Source organism: Chitinophaga parva (assembly GCF_003071345.1).
Classification (GTDB): Bacteria; Bacteroidota; Bacteroidia; order Chitinophagales; family Chitinophagaceae; genus Chitinophaga; species Chitinophaga parva.
Genome location: NZ_QCYK01000002.1, coordinates 216,968 through 235,551 on the forward strand (window position 1 = coordinate 216,968; position 18,584 = coordinate 235,551).

Here is an 18,584-nt window from a genome sequence, read left to right on the forward strand (position 1 = left end):
GTTGTAAAGTCTGGTAAAACGGAAAAAGTTTCCTTGTACCCGGGGAATGGTTCATTAAGCTGTTTGCTACGTACTGCCTGCAAGTACTGCAATTGTTGGCAAAGAACAACGGGCGGGGCAGTATCGTTTGAGATAGCATTGCGCGCAGCGCACAAAAAAGCCGGGAACCACAGGTCCCGGCTGAAATATTTTTTCGTGGAAAATGTTTATGCGGTTACCAGCTTCATCTGGTCCAGCACCGTCATCACTTCTTTTACGTGCACGGCGGAATCATTGAGCAGCTGCTGTTCTCCGGCATTGAGCTTTAATTCTATGATCTTTTCTATGCCGCCTTTGCCCAGCACTACGGGCACACCCAGGTAGATGTCTTTGAGGCCGTACTGACCGGTAAGCCATGCGCAGCAGGGGAAAATGCGTTTTTCATCTTTGAGGATGGCTTCTACCATCTGGGCGGCTGCGGCGCCGGGGGCATACCAGGCGGAGGTTCCCAGGAGGTTCACGATCTCCCCCCCACCCACTTTGGTGCGCTGGATAATGGCTTCCAGTTTGTCTGCCGCCACCAGTTCTGTAACCGGGATGCCGCTTACGGTGGTGTAGCGTGGCAGGGGTACCATAGTGTCTCCGTGCCCGCCCATGAGGATGGCCTGGATATCTTTGGGAGAGCAGCCAATTTCGTCCGCCAGGAAAGCGCGGTACCGGGCGGTGTCCAGGATGCCGGCCATGCCAAATACCTTGTTGCTGTCTTTTTTGGCGGTGAGGTAAGCGCAGTAGGTCATCACGTCCAGCGGGTTACTTACCACGATGATCACGGCATTGGGAGAGTACTGGCTGATGGACTCTGTAACAGACTTCACGATGTTGGCATTCGTAGAGATTAGGTCATCGCGGCTCATCCCGGGTTTGCGGGGCAGGCCGGAGGTGATCACCACCACATCGCTGCCGGCGGTTTTGCTGTAATCGTTGGTAACACCGGTGACGCGGGTGCTGTAATAATCAATCGGGGCCTGCTGCCAGGTGTCCAGGGACTTGCCTTCTGCGGTACCTTCTTTGATATCCAATAAAACCACTTCCTGTAAAAAATCCCTATGAGCGAGTACATTGGCGCAAGTGGCGCCTACATTGCCTGCTCCTACAACGGTTACTTTCATTGTATCCAACGATTTAAAGGGTGATATAAATAATGGTGTTTTATCTAAAGCAGGGTAAATAGGCGATGGGGAATGGGCGCCTCCGCACGGTAACTGGCCGCAAGCCGGGCAAACCTGCACCGCGCGGAAAAGGAGGGTGGTGCAGGTTTGCGGGGAATGTCCCCTTTCGCTTATTTGAGGTAAGCGGTAAGAGAATCCAGTTTGGCGGTGCCTTCCCAGCCCTTTACAAACTTTCCTTTCTTATCATAGATATACAGGCCGGGGAAGTAGTGCAGGTCATAGAAATACATGATCTGGCGGGTGGCTTCACTGGCCATGGTAATATTCGGATAATCCTTGATGTGGTAAGTATCGTAGTACTCTTTCATGCGTTCCGGCTGGAAGGGAGTGATCATCACGATCTGGGTGTTCTTGAACTTATCAATGTTCTTTTCCACTTCTTCCGTCATGTGTTTACAGTGGTCGCACTCTACGCTGAAGATGAAAACGAGGGTCTGCACATTTTTCTTCAAATCGTTCTTGGTGATGGTCTGGCCGTTTACCAGGGTTAAGGGAAAAGCGGGAATCACCGGGTACTGCTTGTAGGCGGGTGGTTTTTCGGTTGTCTGGGCCTGCGCAGCAAAACCGAAGATCAGCAGGCAAAGGCAAAGAGCCATCAGATGACGCGTCATAATATTAAATGGACTAGTTGTTTTTGAATACGGATAAAGTTAAGGGCCGGGGCTGATACGGGGAAATAATTTTAGTTAAAAAGGGGAGGGCGCTATAAAATAAAACCCACGTTTGTTGGGAATTGTAGTAATTGAATGATATTTGAGGCGAAAAGGCGCAAAAAACCTGCGTTTTTGCCCAAAATGGCCGCAAAATAGTGTTCATTCATATTCTAAAATTTTTACTTTTGCAGTCCTAATGTAAATTTCTAACTTTAAACAGTAACCTATTTTATGGCTACAACTGCAGACATCAGAACAGGATTAATCATCAAGCTGGACAACAGCTTATATTCTGTTGTAGAATTTGGTCAAAACAAAACCGCCCGCGCGGCCGCTAAAGTATGGGCCAAATTAAAAGGGGTTGACAATAGCCGCTCTATTGAACACACCTGGAACTCCGGCGATACCATCTTCCCGGTTCGCGTGGAAAGAAAGAATTTCCAGTTCTTATACAAAGACGATTCCGGTTATAATTTCATGGATAACGAAACCTTTGAGCAACTGGCCCTGCCGGAGAACATGGTGGATGCCCCCCAGTTCCTGAAAGACGGCCAGGAAGTTTCCATGCTGATCAACACGGAGACCGAACAGCCCATGAGCGTGGAACTGCCCGACAAGATCGTGATGCTGATCACTTACTCTGAGCCCGGCCTGAAAGGCGATACCGCTACCCGCACACTGAAAGCGGCCACCGTGGAAACCGGTGCTACCGTGATGGTGCCCCTGTTTGTGGAAGAAGGTGAACTGATCCGCGTGAACACCAAAACCGGTGAATACATCGAGCGCGTTAAGGAAAAATAATTGTCAAAAGGCGCAAGGGTGCAGTTGTAATGCAAGACTGCCCACGTCCAACTTGCGTGGTTACTACCTATCAACACAAAATCATTTTACTAAAACCAAAAACTCTTTACATGGATTTTAAACAGATCCAGGAGCTGATCAAGATCATCAACAAGTCTAATATCAGCGAACTGAGCATTGAGCAGGAAGCGTTCAAGATTACAATAAAACAGAAAGAAAATGAAGTACAGCAGGTATATGCCGTACCCGCTCCCGCTCCGGTTCCTGTAGCTGCTGCACCGGTAGCACCCGTTGCCGCTCCTGCAGCCGCACCCGCCACACCGGCAGCTGCTCCTGCAGCTGCGAAGGCAGATAACCTGGTGACCATCAAATCCCCGATGATCGGTACTTTCTACCGCAGCGGCGGTCCGGATAAGCCGCCCTTTGTGCAGGTAGGCGATGAAGTAAGCACCGGTAAAGTGGTTTGCATCATTGAGGCCATGAAGCTGTTTAACGAAATTGAAAGTGAAGTAAGTGGTAAGATCGTGAAAGTGCTGGTGGAAGACGCTTCCCCGGTGGAATATGATCAGCCGCTGTTTTTAGTGGAACCATAAGATTTTAGTCGGAAGACACAGAATGGAAAGTCGGGGTCAAAACTCACTTTCCATTTTGCTTCTTCCGACTTTTTATTTCTTTAACCTAGCGAAAAACGATGTTTAAAAAAATACTGATTGCCAACCGTGGCGAGATCGCCCTGCGCATTATCCGTACCTGTAAGGAAATGGGGATCAAAACGGTGGCCGTTTACAGCACTGCCGATAAAGACAGCCTGCACGTAAAGTTCGCTGACGAAGCGGTTTGCATCGGCAAGCCTGCCAGCAGCGAGTCTTATCTCAATATTCCCCACCTGATGGCGGCCGCGGAGATCACCAATGCAGACGCCATCCACCCTGGTTACGGCTTCCTGGCTGAAAATGCCCGCTTTGCAGAGATCTGCGGTGAGCATGGTATCAAGTTCATTGGCCCCACCCCGGACATGATCCGCAAAATGGGCGATAAGATGACCGCCAAGGAAACCATGATCGCCGCCGGTGTACCGGTGATCCCCGGTTCAGAAGGCCTGCTGAGCAGCGTGGAAGAGGCCAAAGGCCTGGCTGCCGGCATGGGCTATCCCGTGATCATTAAGGCCACCGCTGGTGGTGGTGGTAAAGGCATGCGCGTGGTTTGGGCAGAGTCCGAACTGGAAAACGCCTACAATATGGCCAAGAACGAGGCCCGCGCCTCTTTCTCCAACGATGGCATCTACATGGAGAAATTCGTGGAAGAGCCCCGCCACATTGAGATCCAGGTAGCTGGCGACCAGTATGGCAAGGTATGCCACCTCTCCGAGCGCGACTGCTCTATCCAGCGCCGCCACCAGAAACTGGTAGAAGAATCTCCTTCTCCCTTCATGACACCCGAACTGCGCGAGAAGATGGGCGAAGCCGCCATCAAGGCTGCCGGCGCTATCAACTACGAAAGCGTGGGTACCATTGAGTTCCTGGTGGACAAGCACCGTAACTTCTACTTCATGGAAATGAATACCCGTATCCAGGTAGAACACGGTGTTACCGAAGAGGTGATCAACTTTGACCTCATTAAGGAACAGATCAAGATCGCAGCCGGTATTCCCATTTCCGGCAAGAACTATACACCCGTGATGCACGCTATTGAGTGCCGCATCAACGCGGAAGATCCCTACAATGATTTCCGTCCGTCACCCGGCCGCATCAATGTACTGCACATCCCCGGCGGGCATGGTGTACGTGTGGATTCCCACATCTATGCCGGTTATGTGATCCCACCCTTCTACGACTCTATGGTGGCTAAGATCATCACCATGGCCCAGACCCGTGAAGAGGCCATCAACACGATGGAGCGCGCACTGAGCGAGTTCGTGATCGAAGGCGTAAAGACCACCATTCCGTTCCATCAGCAACTGATGCGGAATGAAGACTTCCGGAATGGTAATTTCACCACCAAGTTTACAGAAAGCTTTAAGCTGGTGTAAGTGCAGCGGCAGGCCTGTTCCAAAGGCCGCGCTTTTAATATTTTTAGCAATCCCTGGCCACTTTTCCGGCCGGGGATTTTTTTTAGCGGGGCCGTTATGAGGTTACATATACATTTTATAACTTAGCCTTGCTAAAACGTTTTAACGGTCTTTGCGCAAATCTGAGAGCCAGGAGACAAAATTAACCACCATCCATATAACGAGCAGGAATCGATATAATCATTTTCTTTATATATCAACCAAAGTCTGTCCCATTTTGAGTTATCCATCCAGGGCATATGCTTCATTTTGTAACGCGGGCGGGGAAATGCTTTCCCGGCCGTAATTGGTTTTCAAAATCAGGAACTTATTTTAAACTGTATGGCCTATGATGCCGGGGGATGAACTGGTTAATGCCACTGATGACTTCCTGTTGTCCGAGATTGGCAAGGGAAATAAGGCAGCGTTTGACCAGGTGTATAACAAATACTGGAAAAAGATCTTCAACGCTGCATACAAACGGTTGGAGGATACAGACCAGGCCAAGGACGTGGCCCAGGATGTATTTGTGCAACTCTGGACCCGTGAAAAAAATACCCCTATAGAAAACCTGAATGCCTACCTGCATACTGCCGCGCGGAACGCGGTATTCCGCCTGCTGGAAAGAGAAGGGCGTTATGCTTTTTTCCCCGGGGAGGCCGCGGAGCTGGAGAAATTAAAGGCCCCGCATAGCCAGACGGATGGTGACATGCTTTTCAAGGAATTCCTGCAAACCTTTCACGCGCTTACGGCCTCCCTGCCGGAGCAGCAGCGGCTTATTTTTCACCTGCGTTTCCAGGAAGGGCGGAGCAGCCAGGAGATAGCCGATACATTACGGGTCTCCGTGAAAACAGTGCGCAACCAGATGGGGCGCGCCCTTGCCCGTATCAAGCAATCCCTGTTGCCTGTTTTTCTTTTACTCCTGCGCTTCTTTATTTCTTTTTAAAAGCCACGATGTGCCCATAAGACATATTTTAATTAAAAAAATATGAATACGGCATGGGCTGTAACCTGTTTTTCCACTCTTAGTTATAGGCAACCATAAAAATGGATCAGCAAAACAAGGAACAATTTGTAATACTGCTTGGCAAATACAGGTCGGGGCAGGCAACACCGGAAGAAATAAACTTCCTGGAGGCCTATTATGACCTGTTTGATGTTAATGATGACCTGATCACCCCGGACAATGAAGCAGATTTTCAACAGTTGAAAACTGGTTTAAAGGAGGCGATAGATCAGCAAATTGGCTTGCATAAAAAGCAGCCGGCCAGGGTGCGGCCCCTCCGTTGGGTGGGCGTAGCCGCGGCAGTGCTGGTATTGATCTGTGTGGGTGCCGCGTTTTTCCGGTACTGGCCAGCCACCCCTGAAAAGGCGCCACTGGCCACGGTTACACCGGCACCTGCTTCCCAACGCCCGTTAAACAGGCCGGTACTGCAGCTGGCAAACGGGCAGTGGATTGATGTGGACAGCAGTGGCCAGGGTATTATTGCCCACCAGCAAGGACTTAGCATTTCCCGGCAGGACAGTAATACGCTGGTGTACCAGCCGCTGGTCAATACTGCCAACGGAGATAAGGCCCATGGCATGAATACCTTTACCACGCCCCGTGGTATGAAATACCGGGTAGTATTGTCTGATGGATCTGCGGTGGTATTGAATGCCGCATCGTCTTTAAGGTATCCCGCAGTTTTTGAAGGCCCGGTGCGGGCAGTGGAGCTGGAAGGGGAGGCTTATTTTGAAATAAAAAAAGATCTGCAGCATCCTTTTATAGTGCGTTCTGCTTTGCAGGAAGTGCAGGTGCTGGGCACCCATTTCATGGTAAATGCTTACCCGGATGAAAGCAATATTAAAACCACCCTGCTGGAAGGCGCCGTAAAAGTGAAGGCAGAAAAAGGTGCCGTGGTAATGACACCAGGCCAGCAGGTAACCGTGGACCGTGATGATAACGCGGTGCGGAAAGCAATGGCGGATACGGAAAAGGAAATGGCCTGGGTCAATAACCTTTTTGCTTTCCGGCAGGATGACCTGCCCACCGTTATGCGCCAGATAGCGCGCTGGTACGACGTTTCCGTGGAATATAAGGGTGGCCTGCCCACAGAAAAATTCAGCGGGGAAATTTCCCGGAGCAGCAGCCTCACGGATGTATTGCAAATATTGGAATTGAACGATGTGCACTTTGACGTACAGGGAAACACTTTAACTGTTTCTTACCGGGAATGACAGTGCCATACCCATGCGCCCAAACGCGCCATAAACCAACCATTTTAAATCGTATTCACCGTTTCGTTATTCAACCAGATCGTCACTCAATAACCAACCAATCATTCATCATTATGTAGAGGAAGTTACATTCAACACACATCCTTATCTATTCTGGAGCAGCTGGCTGTAAACAACCCTTATGCATGGCGGGTATTTTGCCACAAGGTTTCTTATGCCGCATTTTATCGACTAAATCTTTCAAAAATGAAATTGATTTTTCATGGCCCTCCTTTGTCCCTATGGACAAGGGTAAGGAGCTCTTTGCGTCCACTTACGGGCAGCCTGGCTGCTTTGTTACTGGCCATTTCTTTCTGCATTTCTGCAACCGCAGCCTCCATGCAGTATGTTTCCATTTCCCGGCAAAATGCTTCCCTGGAGAGTATTTTCAATGATATTAAAAAGCAGACGGGGTATCTCTTTTTTTACAAGGGCAGCATCAACACGGCAGCGCTGAAGCTGGATGTAGACCTCAAGCACGTATCGCTGGAGGAGGCGCTTACCACCTGCCTGCAGCCGTTTAAACTTACCTACACCATCGTGAATAAAACCATTGTGATCAGTAGTGTGAAAAGCAGTGCTCCTGCCGCTACTGTGGCAGATCCCGTCCAGGATGAAGTGGTTGCCGGCCGGATCACAGACAGCCTTTCCAAAGGGCCGGTGATCGGGGTGACCATTGTTGTGAAGAACAAAAAAACGCATGCTATCAGTAATGAAAGCGGTGCCTTCAGCATCCATGCGGCGCAGGGTGATGTGCTGGTATTTACCAGCATCGGGTACAAGCGTAAAGAAGTGGTGGTTGGAAAGGACTTATCCATCCACGTCATCATGGTGGCCAATGCCAGCAATATTGGTGAGGTGGTGGCCACCGGCTACCAGGTGATCAAAAAAGATAATTACACCGGTAATGCCATCGTAATAAAGGGGGATGACCTGAAAAGAATGAACTCCCAGAATATTGTAAAGGGCATCTCCGCATTTGACCCTTCTTTCCGGGTAGCGGAGAATAACCTGCTGGGCGCTGATCCTAACGCCCTGCCCAAGATCAACGTGAGAGGTTCCACCGTTATGCCTTCTTCTTCCAACGGGCAGATGCAGACACTGGACCGTAATAACCTTACCAGTGAGCACAACCTGCCGGTTTTTATTATGGATGGTTTTGAAGTAACGCTGCAACAGGTAGTGGATATGGATATTAACCGCATAGCCAGCGTAACCATCCTGAAAGACGCTGCGGCCACGGCGGTATATGGCTCCAGGGCGGCAAACGGCGTAATGGTGATCACCACCAAGGCACCGGTGCCAGGAAAACTTCGCCTCACGTATAACTACGAGTTCAAGGGTACTGCTCCTGATCTTACAGATTACCGTGTACTGAATGCAAAGGATAAGCTGGAATATGAAAGACAGGCGGGCCTTTACAGCACCCTGAATGCCGCTTATAGCCTGGATGAGCTGGACCGGCAGTATAATAACAAATATAGAGATGTAGTTTCCGGCGTAAATACCTACTGGCTTTCACAGCCGCTGCGTAATGCAGTTTCCCACAAACATTCCCTGTACGCAGAAGGGGGCGACTCTACCTTCCGCTATGGAATAGACCTGCGTTACCAGACAGACCCCGGTGTGATGAAAGGCTCCGGGCGCGATCGTTACAGCGGTGGTATGAATTTCAACTACAACCCATCCCGGAATGTGCTGGTGAAAAACCAGTTGACCATTACCCAGGTGAATGACGAAAACTCCAAATACGGCAGTTATAGTCAATACGCTTATATGAACCCCTACTATCCTATTTATGGGGAGGATGGTAAGATAGCCCAGGAAATTGCCAACTGGAAAATAGATACGCAGAAAAAGGGCCCAAACCAGATCAAGAATGCCCCGGTGTATAACCCTTTGTATGATGCGACCCTTGGCAGCTTTGACAAAGGTGCTTACCAGGAGGTGCTGGACAATTTGTCTGTAGACTGGAAAATCACGCCTGCACTGCGTTTGGTGGGCTTGATGAGTGTGAATAGCAGCAGTAACGCCTCAGACCAGTTTGCGTCCCCTTTCAGCAATGAGTTTGCGCAAACCGCTCCGGAAGATATGCAGAACCGTGGCCGCTATGATTATACCACCACAAAGTCACTGAGCCTGGATGGTAACGTGCGCCTGATTTACAATACACTGCTGGGTGGTGTGCACTCCATTAATGCGGTATTAGGTGGCAACGGACTATCTAACAAGAGTGATACTAAAGGATTTGAGGGCAGGGGTTTTTCCAATGATAAGTTTACCAATATCGGCTTTGCGCGCATTTATACTCCGGAGTCGCATCCATATGGAGATGTGTCTCTCAGCAGGTTGCTGGGCTCTTTCTTCAGCGGTAGTTATTCCTATAAAAACCGCTACCTGTTTGATGCTGCGGTGCGCAGAGACGGATCTTCCGCTTTTGGTGCCCAATCGCGCTATTCCAATTTCTGGTCTGGTGGTCTGGGATGGAATGTGCATAACGAGGCGTTCTTCAAGTCTGTATTCCCCGGTTTTTCCCGCCTGAAACTCACGGCTACGTATGGGGTAACCGGCTCGGTTGATTTTAATCCTTTCCAGGCCCGTACCACGTATGAGTACAATATGACTAACTGGTATTCTTCCGGTGTGGGTGCCAGTGTAAACAGCTATGGTAATGAGGACCTGAAATGGCAGCGTACCACCAGTTATGATTTTAAAGCCGAAATAGGCCTGTTCAAAGACCGCATCGTGGTTACTCCGGTGTATTATAACAAGATGACCACTGGCCTGCTCACGGATATTAACCTGGCCCCTTCTGTTGGTTTTACTACCTACAAAGCTAACCTGGGGAATATGCGCAATAACGGGTATGAGCTGTACCTCACGGTGAATGCTTACAAGAGTGAGCACCTGAATATTAATATTACGGGTAACCTGGCGCATAATACCAATACCATTGTAAAGATCTCCAACGCGCTGAAATCTTATAATGAGAACGTGGACAAAGAGCAGTACAATGAGGATGCACCCATTGCTACTCCGCTGGTGCGGTTTAACGAAGGACAATCTTATACCGCCATTTACGCTAATAAGTCGAGAGGGATAGATCCGCAGAGTGGCAAAGAGATTTTTGAAAGGAAGGATGGGTCCCTGACCTATATCTATGATCCCAGGGATGTGCGTCCAATGGGGGATTTTGCTGCCAGTGCAGAGGGCAATTTTGGCAGCAATGTCACCTGGAAGCAGTTCATGTTCAGCTTCAATTTTTATTACAAATTTGGCGGCCAGCAGTATAACCAAACCCTGGTAGACCGCGTGGAGAATGCAGATCCCCGTTGGAATGTGGACCGCCGGGCATTTACACAGCGCTGGAAAAATCCGGGAGATGTGGCCATGTATAAAAATATTGCAGACCTGAGCACTACTTATCCTACCAGCCGTTTCATTGAAAAGGATAACCTGGTAAGTCTTACGTCCCTATACCTTTCATATGATATCACGCACGCGCAGGCGCGCAAAATGGGGTTGCAATCCTTAAGAGCCGCCCTTAGCATGAATGATGTATTCAGGGCCGCAAGTGTGCAGCAGGAAAGGGGTATTGACTACCCGTTTGCACGCAATCTTACCGCCTCTATCCTTGCCACCTTCTAATAAGAACGAACATGAAAAGATACTTATATCTCATAGCGTTACTGCTGGTCTTTACCTCCTGTAATAAGTTCCTGGATGTGCAGCCTCAGTCGCAGATAGACAAAAACGAACTTTTTAAAACAGAGGAGGGTTTCCGCGAAGCGCTCAATGGCATTTATACCAGTTGTGCATCTTCCTCCCTGTATGGTGGTCAGCTCACCTTCAATTTCCTGGATGTGATGGCGCAGAACTATCAGTTCAACGATGTGCAGTTGCAGGACATTGCCAACTTCAACTACAATAACCCACAGGTAAAAAGTATGGGCGTGGAAGTATGGTCTGCCGGCTATCAGGCCATTACCAACTGTAACTACCTGCTGGAATCTATTGATAAGGATAAATCCATTTTTTCACCAGGTATTTATGAGCTGATCAAAGGAGAAACGCTGGCACTGCGTGCTTACCTGCATTTTGATCTGTGCCGCATGTTTGCCCCTTCTTACCTGGCAGGCCAGGCGCAGAAAGGCATTCCTTATGTAACCCATACCGGTATTACTACCACGCCCTTTTATCCGGTGGGTGCGGTGATGGACAGTGTGATCCGCGATTTAACTGCCGCTAAAGCATTACTGAAGCAGGACCCTGTTATTTATTCCAACTATAAGGTGGGTTATCCTTCAGATGAGGTGTCTACAGAATTGGCCTTCAAAGATTTGCTGGTGCAGAACAGGCGCCACCACCTTAATTACTACGCGGTGTGTGGAGAACTGGCCCGTGTTTATCTCTACAAAAGTGATTATGCAAACAGCCTGGCAAATGCAGAGGAAGTTATTATCTCTAACAAGTTCCCCTTTACCAAACAGGAAGATTTTTTTGAAACAGATCTCACCAAGCGTGATCATATTTTCTACCCGGAATTAATTGCCGGCTGGTTTATTGATACGAAGGACGAGAATGCCTATCTGAAAGGTAAATTCACCAATCAGGCCCCGCAGTTCAGTGGTACCGTAGACCAGGTAAATGATATCTATGAAATTGGCAACGTGGGTGGAGATGACTGGCGTTTAAAACAGTGGTTCCTCACTACCGCATCCGTTACCGGTGGGCCAGACAGGGCGGTGCTGCAAAAATATTACAGAACTACAGACCCGCTGCCAAACCTGCATCCACAGGTGGCGCCGGCCATCCGCCTCAGCGAAATGTATTATATCGCTGCAGAGGCCAGTTTCCCAACAGATCCGCAGAAGGCATTGGATTATTTTAATATCGTGCGTGCACAGCGTGGCATAGGTGCGGCGGTGGATAATGTGAGTGCAGATGAATTTAGGGAACTGCTGCTGAAAGAAGCCCGCAAGGAATTTTATGGAGAAAGCCAGATGTTCTTTATGTACAAGCGCCTGCACCATGGCGTAGCGGTGAGTGCTACCAACACCAGACCACCCAGCAATGGCATTTTTGTATTCCCTATCCCGGACGATGAATTAGCCTACAGAAATAATTAATTAAACCTTATGAAGCGATCTTTCTTTTTTGCAACCATTATCTGTGTGTTGTTCAGCTGTAAAAAGGTAGAAGTACTTTCCTACGATGTGCAGCAGGATAATATTTACCTCAATTACCAGTTGGCAGACAGCGGTAACGTTGTGTACTCCTTTGCTTACCACCCGGCCCTGGAACGGGATACCGTGTGGATACCCGTGATTGTTTCCGGGATGCCTGTGCATCATGACCGGCATTTTGCTTTCTCCGTGGTGGATTCAACAACTACCGCCGTGCAGGGACTGCATTTTGAACCGCTGCAGGCGGCATACACCCTGCCGGCAGATTCCGGTACTACCAAGGTGCCCGTTGTCCTGCTCAATAAGGATACTTCCCTGGAAACAAAATCAGTATTCCTTACTATAAAGATTAGCGGTGGACAAGACTTTGACAGCCGCCTGCCAGATACCATCCGCACTAAGACCATCTTTTTTTCCAGCCGCCTGGAACAGCCCGAGTGGTGGGCCGGCTGGGGAGAAATGGGCCCTTACAGCAGGGTGAAACACCAGTTATTCCTCATCTCTTCCGGTACTACAGACCTGGTAGTGAAGGGCTCTTACCCGGACTGGAATTTGGAAATCCCACGGAGCCTCTATTATATTGAGAATACCCGTTCCTTCCTCAACCATCCTTTTGAATGGGTAAGAGATAATCCATCCTCCGGGTATATACTGGAAAAAAGAACAGATAGTACAGAAGATTATGATTTCTATAATCCTTCCTTACCGAATAAAAGGTTTTACCTGAAGTACTTCCCCACCGCCGATAAATATGTGTTTATTGACGAGAACGGGCAACAAGTCACGCTTTAATTACAAGTACCATGAGACTCCGTTTTATATTTTTGCTCCTTCCCCTTGCCTTGCTGCTGCATGCCTGCAAAAAAGACCTGGGAAATTACAATTATCACCCACCTTCAGAACCCATGCTGGATGGGGTGGATGGCAATATAGTGCCTGCCACTGTAGGTGATACGCTGATCTATATGCCGTATGTGTTTCTGCAGGGAGCAGATCCCGCAAAGGACCTGCAGTTCGACTGGAGCATTCTAGTACCGGAAGAAGCCAGGGCCGTGCATTACACCGGCTATCCGTTGAAGATAGTTTACAACCTGAAACCCATGTTGCGCGATGCAGAACTGGTGATCACGGATAAGCGTAATGGCATCAAGTATTTTCATGATTTCCAGGTACAGGGTACTACGCAGTTTTCCCAGGGAGCTACTGTACTCAGTGTGGATAATGGGGTAACGAAATTGTCCTTTATCCGGCCGGATAGTACGGTGATGGCCAATCTTTACGAGGCCCTCCACCAGGAAGACCTGCCGGCCAATCCGCAGCAACTGTTTGCCAAACCTGCTGCTTACCAGGAAGGCTCCGTGGAAGACTATTGGGTGATCTGTAAAGACCCCGCAAAGACCAGTGTAATTATTGATGGCAGTACTATGCTCCGGAAGCGCTATTTCAATGAGCAGTTCTTCACTGCGCCCAGCCCATTGGTGACAGAGGCTTTTGATGGCACCAGCGGTATTCCCACCGGCATTATTAACGGTAAACTTTACCTGAGTGTAACCACGACGGCACCCTATGCACCTGATTTTGGTAAGTTTTCCAATATGGCAAGCGGCGTAGGCGGTGATTATACCCTCTCTAAATTCTATAACCGCCTGCCTTCCTGCTTTTTTGGGTTTGATACGAAGAGCAATGGCTTTGTAACCTTTGACGGGCAGGGCAATTACATGGGGAACGATTATATGGTGGCTGCAGATGTATTTGATCCAAAGGCCCTGGGCGATGGAGAACTCATTTACTTGCATGCAGTGCCAGGTACCTCTTATGCATTTTTTAAATCAACAGACGGTAACCTGTACGAATACACGTTTTACATAGACATGGATAACTATGACCAGCGCACCATTAAGCCGGTGCGGAAACGCGTGTTCAAAGGCGCCAGCCTGGTACAGGCAGATACCAAGTGGCAACGTTCCGGTACAGATGTTTACTATTTCACTTCTGGCGATAAAGTGTACCGTTACAATCCGCTGAATGAAGACCTGCGCCCCCTGAAAACGGACTTCCAGGGTAAAAAGGTAACCATGATAAAGCTGGTGAACAATGATAACCAACTGCGTGTAGGCGTAGATGGGAGTGTAACAAAACTGGATGTAAGCGTAGGTAAAGACGGCGCGTTTATCAGCAGGGTGGATGGCATTCCTGGCTCACCGGTAGATATTATCATCAAAAACTAAAACTGCAACATGAAACTCAATCAATATTTTCTTCTGATCATTGCAGGGGTAACACTGGTAGCGGCAGCCTCCTGTAGAAAAAATGATCCCAAACCGACGGTAGTAGACAAGGGGCCTAAGCCGGACTCCATCTGGAAGGAGCACTTTCCGCTCGTGAAGTACCATAACCAAACGCTCACACTGGCTTATTATGACCAGGAAGTGGTGATCTATAAAGACCCGGGTGTAGAGCCTTCCATTACCTGGCCTTATGAACTGATGTCCAGGGTGTGGAAATATGCCAAGTCGGTATATGGGCCCATGGGTAAAGATCCCCGCCTGTATGTAGTGCTGCATGGTGGCACCTATGGCGAGATAGGACAGCCGCTGTATTATTTTGATCCAAACGGTGAATACCGCAACGTAGTGGATTTTAGCACTGGCAACTGGAACAGCTGGTACTTTTCTGAGCCCGGCCTTATCCATGAAGTATGCCACGTGGTAGAGTCTACCAATAATAATGTGGCAGGTTCCCCGGCCTTTCCGGTATGGGGCGACAGCAAATGGCAGGATATCTTCATTTATGATGTGTACCGCGCACTGGGCATGACGGATAAGGTGGCCGCCTGGCAAAATTTTTACCAGGAAAGCACGGTGAAATATCCCTCGCCAAACAGCCACTGGTACCGCGATTGGTGGATTCCTATTTACAACAAATACGGAGAATCCAAAGTGCTCAACAAATTCTTTGTATTGCTGTCACAAAATTTTCCTACGCACCATATAGACAATCCCGTGATTGAAAAGCAGTATGACCGGGACCTGAATTTTGGAGAGTACGTACACTTTACCAGCGGGGCTGCTGGTGTAAATCTGAAAGCCCAGGCTGCCATCGCATTTGGCTGGACAGATGAATTTGAGGCGCAGTTCCAGCAGGCACAGAAAGATTTTCCGAATGTAAAGTATAGTGAATAAGGCTTTTATCCACTGTTTGAAATTATCCGCATTTTTCCATTGGAAGTTACTCTAAGCAATAACTGGCCACATTCCTGTGGCCGTTTTTTTGAATCCTACACTTACAGAAGCGGCCTGCAAAGATTTGCAGGCCGCTATTTTAAACGCTATCTAATTTAAACCAAACTTGAACTCAATATTTTATTGCTCGGGTGCAGGCGCTGCATCGGGGGCGGGGCGGCCGTGATGCATGTGTGCACGCATTTCTTTTTTACGTTCCTGCAGTTTTGCAAACTGGTCGGGGGTGAGGATACTCTGCACCTGTGCATTGTACTGCTGGCGCAGTGCTTTGAACTGGGTGCGGCGGGCGGCGGTGTCACTGTTTTCACGCAGGGCGCGGGCATTCTTGAAGAAATCGCCACGGGCAGCGGCCAGTTTCTGGGACTGCTCATCGCTCAGGCCCAGGTCCTGTTTCATACGGTCGTTCATTTTGGCGAAGTCCGGGCGGCCGCCAAAGCCGGGACGTCCCTGGCGCATGCGGGCCATCATCTGCTGCTGGTGATCCTGCCATTTGGCATATTGATCCGCATTCAGGATACCTTTTACCTTGGTTTCATAAGCGGTGCGCAGGCTTTGGAACTGGGCGCGGCGGGTAGCAGAATCACTGCTGGCGCTGTTCTTATGCAGGTCGCTCATGCTTTTGAAAAAATCTTTATTGGCACTGGCCAGTTGCTGGCTCTGGGCATCGGTAAGGCCCAGGTCCTGCTTGGTCCTTTCCTGCATGCGGGCAAAATCCGGGCGGTGGCGGGGCCCGTCAAAACCACGGCGGCCCATATCCATGCGGGATCTGCGGTTATTCATATCCTGCTGCCACTGTGCGTACTGGTCTGCAGAAAGTACGCCTTTGATCTTGTCCTGGCGGGTGGCCTGCAGGGCTTTGAATTTAGCCTGGCGGTCTGTTTTGCTCAGGGAGCTGTCTTTCATGATGGCGTGGGAAGTGGTGAAGAAGTCTTTATTGATCGTCTTCAGTTGCTCCTGTTGAGCGGTGCTCAGGTGCAGGTCGGTCATGCGGTGATCACCGCGGCCGGGGTGCACGTGGGTGCTGTCCTGTGCAGATGCTGCAGTGGCCAGGAATACGCAGAGCGCGAAGGTGAGTAATGCTTTCATGGTCAATGATTTTGTTTTTGTGTTGTAGGTAAGACGGGCATGGATAACGGTGGTTTAAGGGCGGGCGGGGCGCTTAACAATGTTTAACAGAGGCGCATGGAGCGGCCTGGGGTGGTTTGGCATTGTAAGATATAAATCCTAACTTCCTGTCATAAACATATTCCACGTGTCTGAAACGACTTGCATTACCGGTTTGCACAGGGGTGAGGCAGGGGCTTTTCATTATATTTTTACCTTGTTTCACCCCCGCCTTTGTTTTTTTGCCAACGGCCTTTTACCTCCTTCCATTGAAACTACGGCTGAAGATGTTGTGCAGGAAGCCTTTGTAAAACTTTGGGAAAAACGTACGCGCTTCCAGGACCTGGATGGGGTGCGCGCTTTCCTGTACCTGGCCGTAAAGAACGCCTGCTTCAATGTGCTCAAACATGAAAAAATAGTGGCCCGCCACCGCGGGGAAAATGCAGCCCTGCCGGAACACCCGGTGGTGATGCAGCGCCTGTTACAGGCCGAAGTAACGGAACAGGTGCGCCTGGCCCTGGCCCGCCTGCCGGAGGGGTGCAGGGACGTATTGCAACTTAGCTATTTTGAAGGGCTGCGCAATGAAGATGCCGCACGGGTGCTGCACGTGTCTGTAAACACCGTGAAATCCCAGAAGCAGCGCGGCATGCGGCTTTTACGGGATATCATGAAAGAGCCGTACTGGCGGGTGCTGGTATTACTGCTGGTGAAATGCTTTTTTTAAACCCTGCATCCGGGAACGTTACCGGGTGGCCGGTACACAAAGAAAAATATGCCGCCCGCTTCCACCCGTTTTTTCTGCTCAGTTGTTGTATGATCATATCAACCCATTTTTTGCTCCATGTCTCCCGTTCACCCACAATTTAAAATAGCAGACCTGATCGCCAAACAGCTCCGGGAGGGGCTGGGTACCGAAGAAGCAGCCATGCTGAACGGATGGCGGCGTGAGCACCCGGACAACCAGGTGTTGTACGAATGGCTTACAGACCCGGTGAACCTGCAGGAGGCGCTGCGCAACTGGCCGGCAGAGCCGGATGAAGCAGCCTGGCAGTCAATGATGGCCAACCTGCCCGTGCACGATGAACGTAATTTTTTCCTGCGCAGGATATTGCCATACGCGGCCCTGCTGGCCACCTGCATCATTGGTACAGGACTGTGGTGGACACACCGCACACCCGCTTCGCCGGCTACCATTACCACCGCAAAAAAGGAGCTAACGGTAACGGATATACGCCCGAAAGGAAAGGTGGCCACCCTGAAACTGGAAAATGGCCTGTCCATGCAGCTGGACAGCCTGCATGCCCTGGCGCAGGCGGTGGCCAGTGTGCCGGACAACGCCGTGAATATCATTGAAACACCGCGGGGGGGCGAGTACCAGCTTACCCTGCCGGACGGGAGCAAGGTGTGGCTGAATAACGCGTCCAGCCTCCGTTTCCCCGCACACTTCCGGGGTGGTGAGCGGCAGGTACATCTCAGTGGGGAGGCTTATTTTGAGATAGCCCCGGACGCAAAGCACCCGTTCATTGTAAGCACGCAGAAAGCAATCATCCGTGTACTGGGCACGCGCTTCAACGTAAGTGCGTATCAGGATGACCGTTATGAAAGCACCGTGGTAAGCAGCGGCCTGGTGCAGGTGATGAGCCATACTACCACCGCGGCCCCCGTGCTGTTGAAACCTGGTTTTGAAGTTGTGATCGGTGAATGGAAGGATTCCATACAAATAGACAAGGCAGACCTGGAAGCCACACTGGCGTGGAAAGACGGGCTGTTCATATTTGACAGTGCGCCGCTGGATGAGGTAATGCAGCGCGTAGCCCGCTGGTATGATGTGCGCGTGGAGTACCATTTGCCGGCAGGCCAGTCCCTGCATTTTACAGGAAGGATACAGAAATATGAAAACATTAATGCCCTGTTGCATTTACTTGAATTAACCCGCAGGGTGCGCTTTGAAGTGAAAGACCGGACCGTGAACGTATATCCATTTTCAGCATAGTATTTTTTTGTTCCACCAAAATTCTAAGACGTTATGATCACCATTGCACAGCCAAAATCTGGCCTCTCATAGTTTTTTTCCTACATAAAAA

At 49.7% G+C, this 18,584-nt stretch carries 15 protein-coding genes; 12 read left to right on the top strand and 3 right to left on the bottom strand.

Annotated features, from left to right (window positions below):
* Window positions 1-206: 206 nt before the first annotated feature.
* Together mdh and DCC81_RS11170 are read right to left on the bottom strand one after the other, a co-directional pair.
* Complete coding sequence (gene mdh / locus DCC81_RS11165) at window positions 207-1,148, bottom strand: malate dehydrogenase (RefSeq protein WP_108686715.1); 942 nt, start codon at window positions 1,146-1,148, stop codon at window positions 207-209.
* Between the two features lie 170 nt (window positions 1,149-1,318).
* Window positions 1,319-1,819, bottom strand: a complete 501-nt coding sequence (locus tag DCC81_RS11170; RefSeq protein WP_108686716.1) for a peroxiredoxin family protein — start codon at window positions 1,817-1,819, stop codon at window positions 1,319-1,321.
* A gap of 273 nt (window positions 1,820-2,092) precedes the next feature.
* Here DCC81_RS11170 and efp point away from each other — a divergent pair, with 273 nt between their 5' ends.
* The 10 genes from efp (at window position 2,093) to DCC81_RS11220 (ending at window position 15,336) form a co-directional block, all read left to right on the top strand.
* A complete protein-coding gene (gene efp / locus DCC81_RS11175; protein ID WP_108686717.1) occupies window positions 2,093-2,662 on the top strand; it encodes an elongation factor P in 570 nt (189 codons plus the stop codon).
* Window positions 2,663-2,772: 110 nt separating this feature from the next.
* A complete protein-coding gene (gene accB / locus DCC81_RS11180; RefSeq protein WP_108686718.1) occupies window positions 2,773-3,255 on the top strand; it encodes an acetyl-CoA carboxylase biotin carboxyl carrier protein in 483 nt (160 codons plus the stop codon).
* A gap of 98 nt (window positions 3,256-3,353) precedes the next feature.
* A complete protein-coding gene (accC, locus tag DCC81_RS11185; RefSeq protein ID WP_108686719.1) occupies window positions 3,354-4,691 on the top strand; it encodes an acetyl-CoA carboxylase biotin carboxylase subunit in 1,338 nt (445 codons plus the stop codon).
* 367 nt (window positions 4,692-5,058) lie between these two features.
* Complete coding sequence (locus tag DCC81_RS11190) at window positions 5,059-5,655, top strand: RNA polymerase sigma factor (RefSeq protein WP_205686317.1); 597 nt, start codon at window positions 5,059-5,061, stop codon at window positions 5,653-5,655.
* Window positions 5,656-5,756: 101 nt separating this feature from the next.
* A complete protein-coding gene (locus DCC81_RS11195; protein WP_108686720.1) occupies window positions 5,757-6,929 on the top strand; it encodes a FecR family protein in 1,173 nt (390 codons plus the stop codon).
* 246 nt (window positions 6,930-7,175) lie between these two features.
* Window positions 7,176-10,616, top strand: coding sequence for a SusC/RagA family TonB-linked outer membrane protein (locus tag DCC81_RS11200; protein ID WP_165806546.1), 3,441 nt, complete (start codon window positions 7,176-7,178; stop codon window positions 10,614-10,616).
* An 11-nt stretch (window positions 10,617-10,627) separates the two neighbouring features.
* On the top strand, window positions 10,628-12,097 hold the full coding sequence (locus DCC81_RS11205) for a RagB/SusD family nutrient uptake outer membrane protein (RefSeq protein WP_108686722.1): 1,470 nt from the start codon (window positions 10,628-10,630) through the stop codon (window positions 12,095-12,097).
* Window positions 12,098-12,106: 9 nt separating this feature from the next.
* Window positions 12,107-12,946, top strand: coding sequence for a DUF4843 domain-containing protein (locus DCC81_RS11210; protein WP_108686723.1), 840 nt, complete (start codon window positions 12,107-12,109; stop codon window positions 12,944-12,946).
* A gap of 11 nt (window positions 12,947-12,957) precedes the next feature.
* On the top strand, window positions 12,958-14,382 hold the full coding sequence (locus DCC81_RS11215; RefSeq protein WP_108686724.1) for a PKD-like family lipoprotein: 1,425 nt from the start codon (window positions 12,958-12,960) through the stop codon (window positions 14,380-14,382).
* A 9-nt stretch (window positions 14,383-14,391) separates the two neighbouring features.
* Window positions 14,392-15,336 carry a hypothetical protein gene (locus DCC81_RS11220; protein WP_108686725.1) on the top strand — a complete coding sequence of 315 codons (945 nt, stop codon included), beginning with the start codon at window positions 14,392-14,394 and terminating at the stop codon, window positions 15,334-15,336.
* A 180-nt stretch (window positions 15,337-15,516) separates the two neighbouring features.
* Here DCC81_RS11220 and DCC81_RS11225 read toward each other — a convergent pair whose 3' ends face one another.
* Window positions 15,517-16,482, bottom strand: coding sequence for a hypothetical protein (locus tag DCC81_RS11225; RefSeq protein ID WP_108686726.1), 966 nt, complete (start codon window positions 16,480-16,482; stop codon window positions 15,517-15,519).
* Between the two features lie 166 nt (window positions 16,483-16,648).
* On the opposite strand from DCC81_RS11225, the gene DCC81_RS11230 reads away from it, so the two are divergent.
* Together DCC81_RS11230 and DCC81_RS11235 are read left to right on the top strand one after the other, a co-directional pair.
* Window positions 16,649-17,224: an RNA polymerase sigma-70 factor gene (locus DCC81_RS11230; RefSeq protein WP_165806547.1), complete on the top strand. Its 576-nt coding sequence runs from the start codon at window positions 16,649-16,651 to the stop codon at window positions 17,222-17,224.
* A 117-nt stretch (window positions 17,225-17,341) separates the two neighbouring features.
* Window positions 17,342-18,493, top strand: coding sequence for a FecR family protein (locus tag DCC81_RS11235; RefSeq protein WP_108686728.1), 1,152 nt, complete (start codon window positions 17,342-17,344; stop codon window positions 18,491-18,493).
* Window positions 18,494-18,584 lie beyond the last annotated feature (91 nt).

Coding starts and splice junctions, on each gene's coding strand:
- DCC81_RS11205 (WP_108686722.1), top strand. CDS start 10,628: ATGAAAAGATACTTATATCTCATAGCGTTACTGCTGGTCTTTACCTCC.
- DCC81_RS11195 (WP_108686720.1), top strand. CDS start 5,757: ATGGATCAGCAAAACAAGGAACAATTTGTAATACTGCTTGGCAAATAC.
- DCC81_RS11210 (WP_108686723.1), top strand. CDS start 12,107: ATGAAGCGATCTTTCTTTTTTGCAACCATTATCTGTGTGTTGTTCAGC.
- DCC81_RS11225 (WP_108686726.1), bottom strand. CDS start 16,482: ATGAAAGCATTACTCACCTTCGCGCTCTGCGTATTCCTGGCCACTGCA.
- accB (WP_108686718.1), top strand. CDS start 2,773: ATGGATTTTAAACAGATCCAGGAGCTGATCAAGATCATCAACAAGTCT.
- mdh (WP_108686715.1), bottom strand. CDS start 1,148: ATGAAAGTAACCGTTGTAGGAGCAGGCAATGTAGGCGCCACTTGCGCC.
- DCC81_RS11200 (WP_165806546.1), top strand. CDS start 7,176: ATGAAATTGATTTTTCATGGCCCTCCTTTGTCCCTATGGACAAGGGTA.
- DCC81_RS11170 (WP_108686716.1), bottom strand. CDS start 1,819: ATGACGCGTCATCTGATGGCTCTTTGCCTTTGCCTGCTGATCTTCGGT.
- accC (WP_108686719.1), top strand. CDS start 3,354: ATGTTTAAAAAAATACTGATTGCCAACCGTGGCGAGATCGCCCTGCGC.
- efp (WP_108686717.1), top strand. CDS start 2,093: ATGGCTACAACTGCAGACATCAGAACAGGATTAATCATCAAGCTGGAC.
- DCC81_RS11220 (WP_108686725.1), top strand. CDS start 14,392: ATGAAACTCAATCAATATTTTCTTCTGATCATTGCAGGGGTAACACTG.
- DCC81_RS11215 (WP_108686724.1), top strand. CDS start 12,958: ATGAGACTCCGTTTTATATTTTTGCTCCTTCCCCTTGCCTTGCTGCTG.
- DCC81_RS11190 (WP_205686317.1), top strand. CDS start 5,059: ATGATGCCGGGGGATGAACTGGTTAATGCCACTGATGACTTCCTGTTG.
- DCC81_RS11235 (WP_108686728.1), top strand. CDS start 17,342: ATGTCTCCCGTTCACCCACAATTTAAAATAGCAGACCTGATCGCCAAA.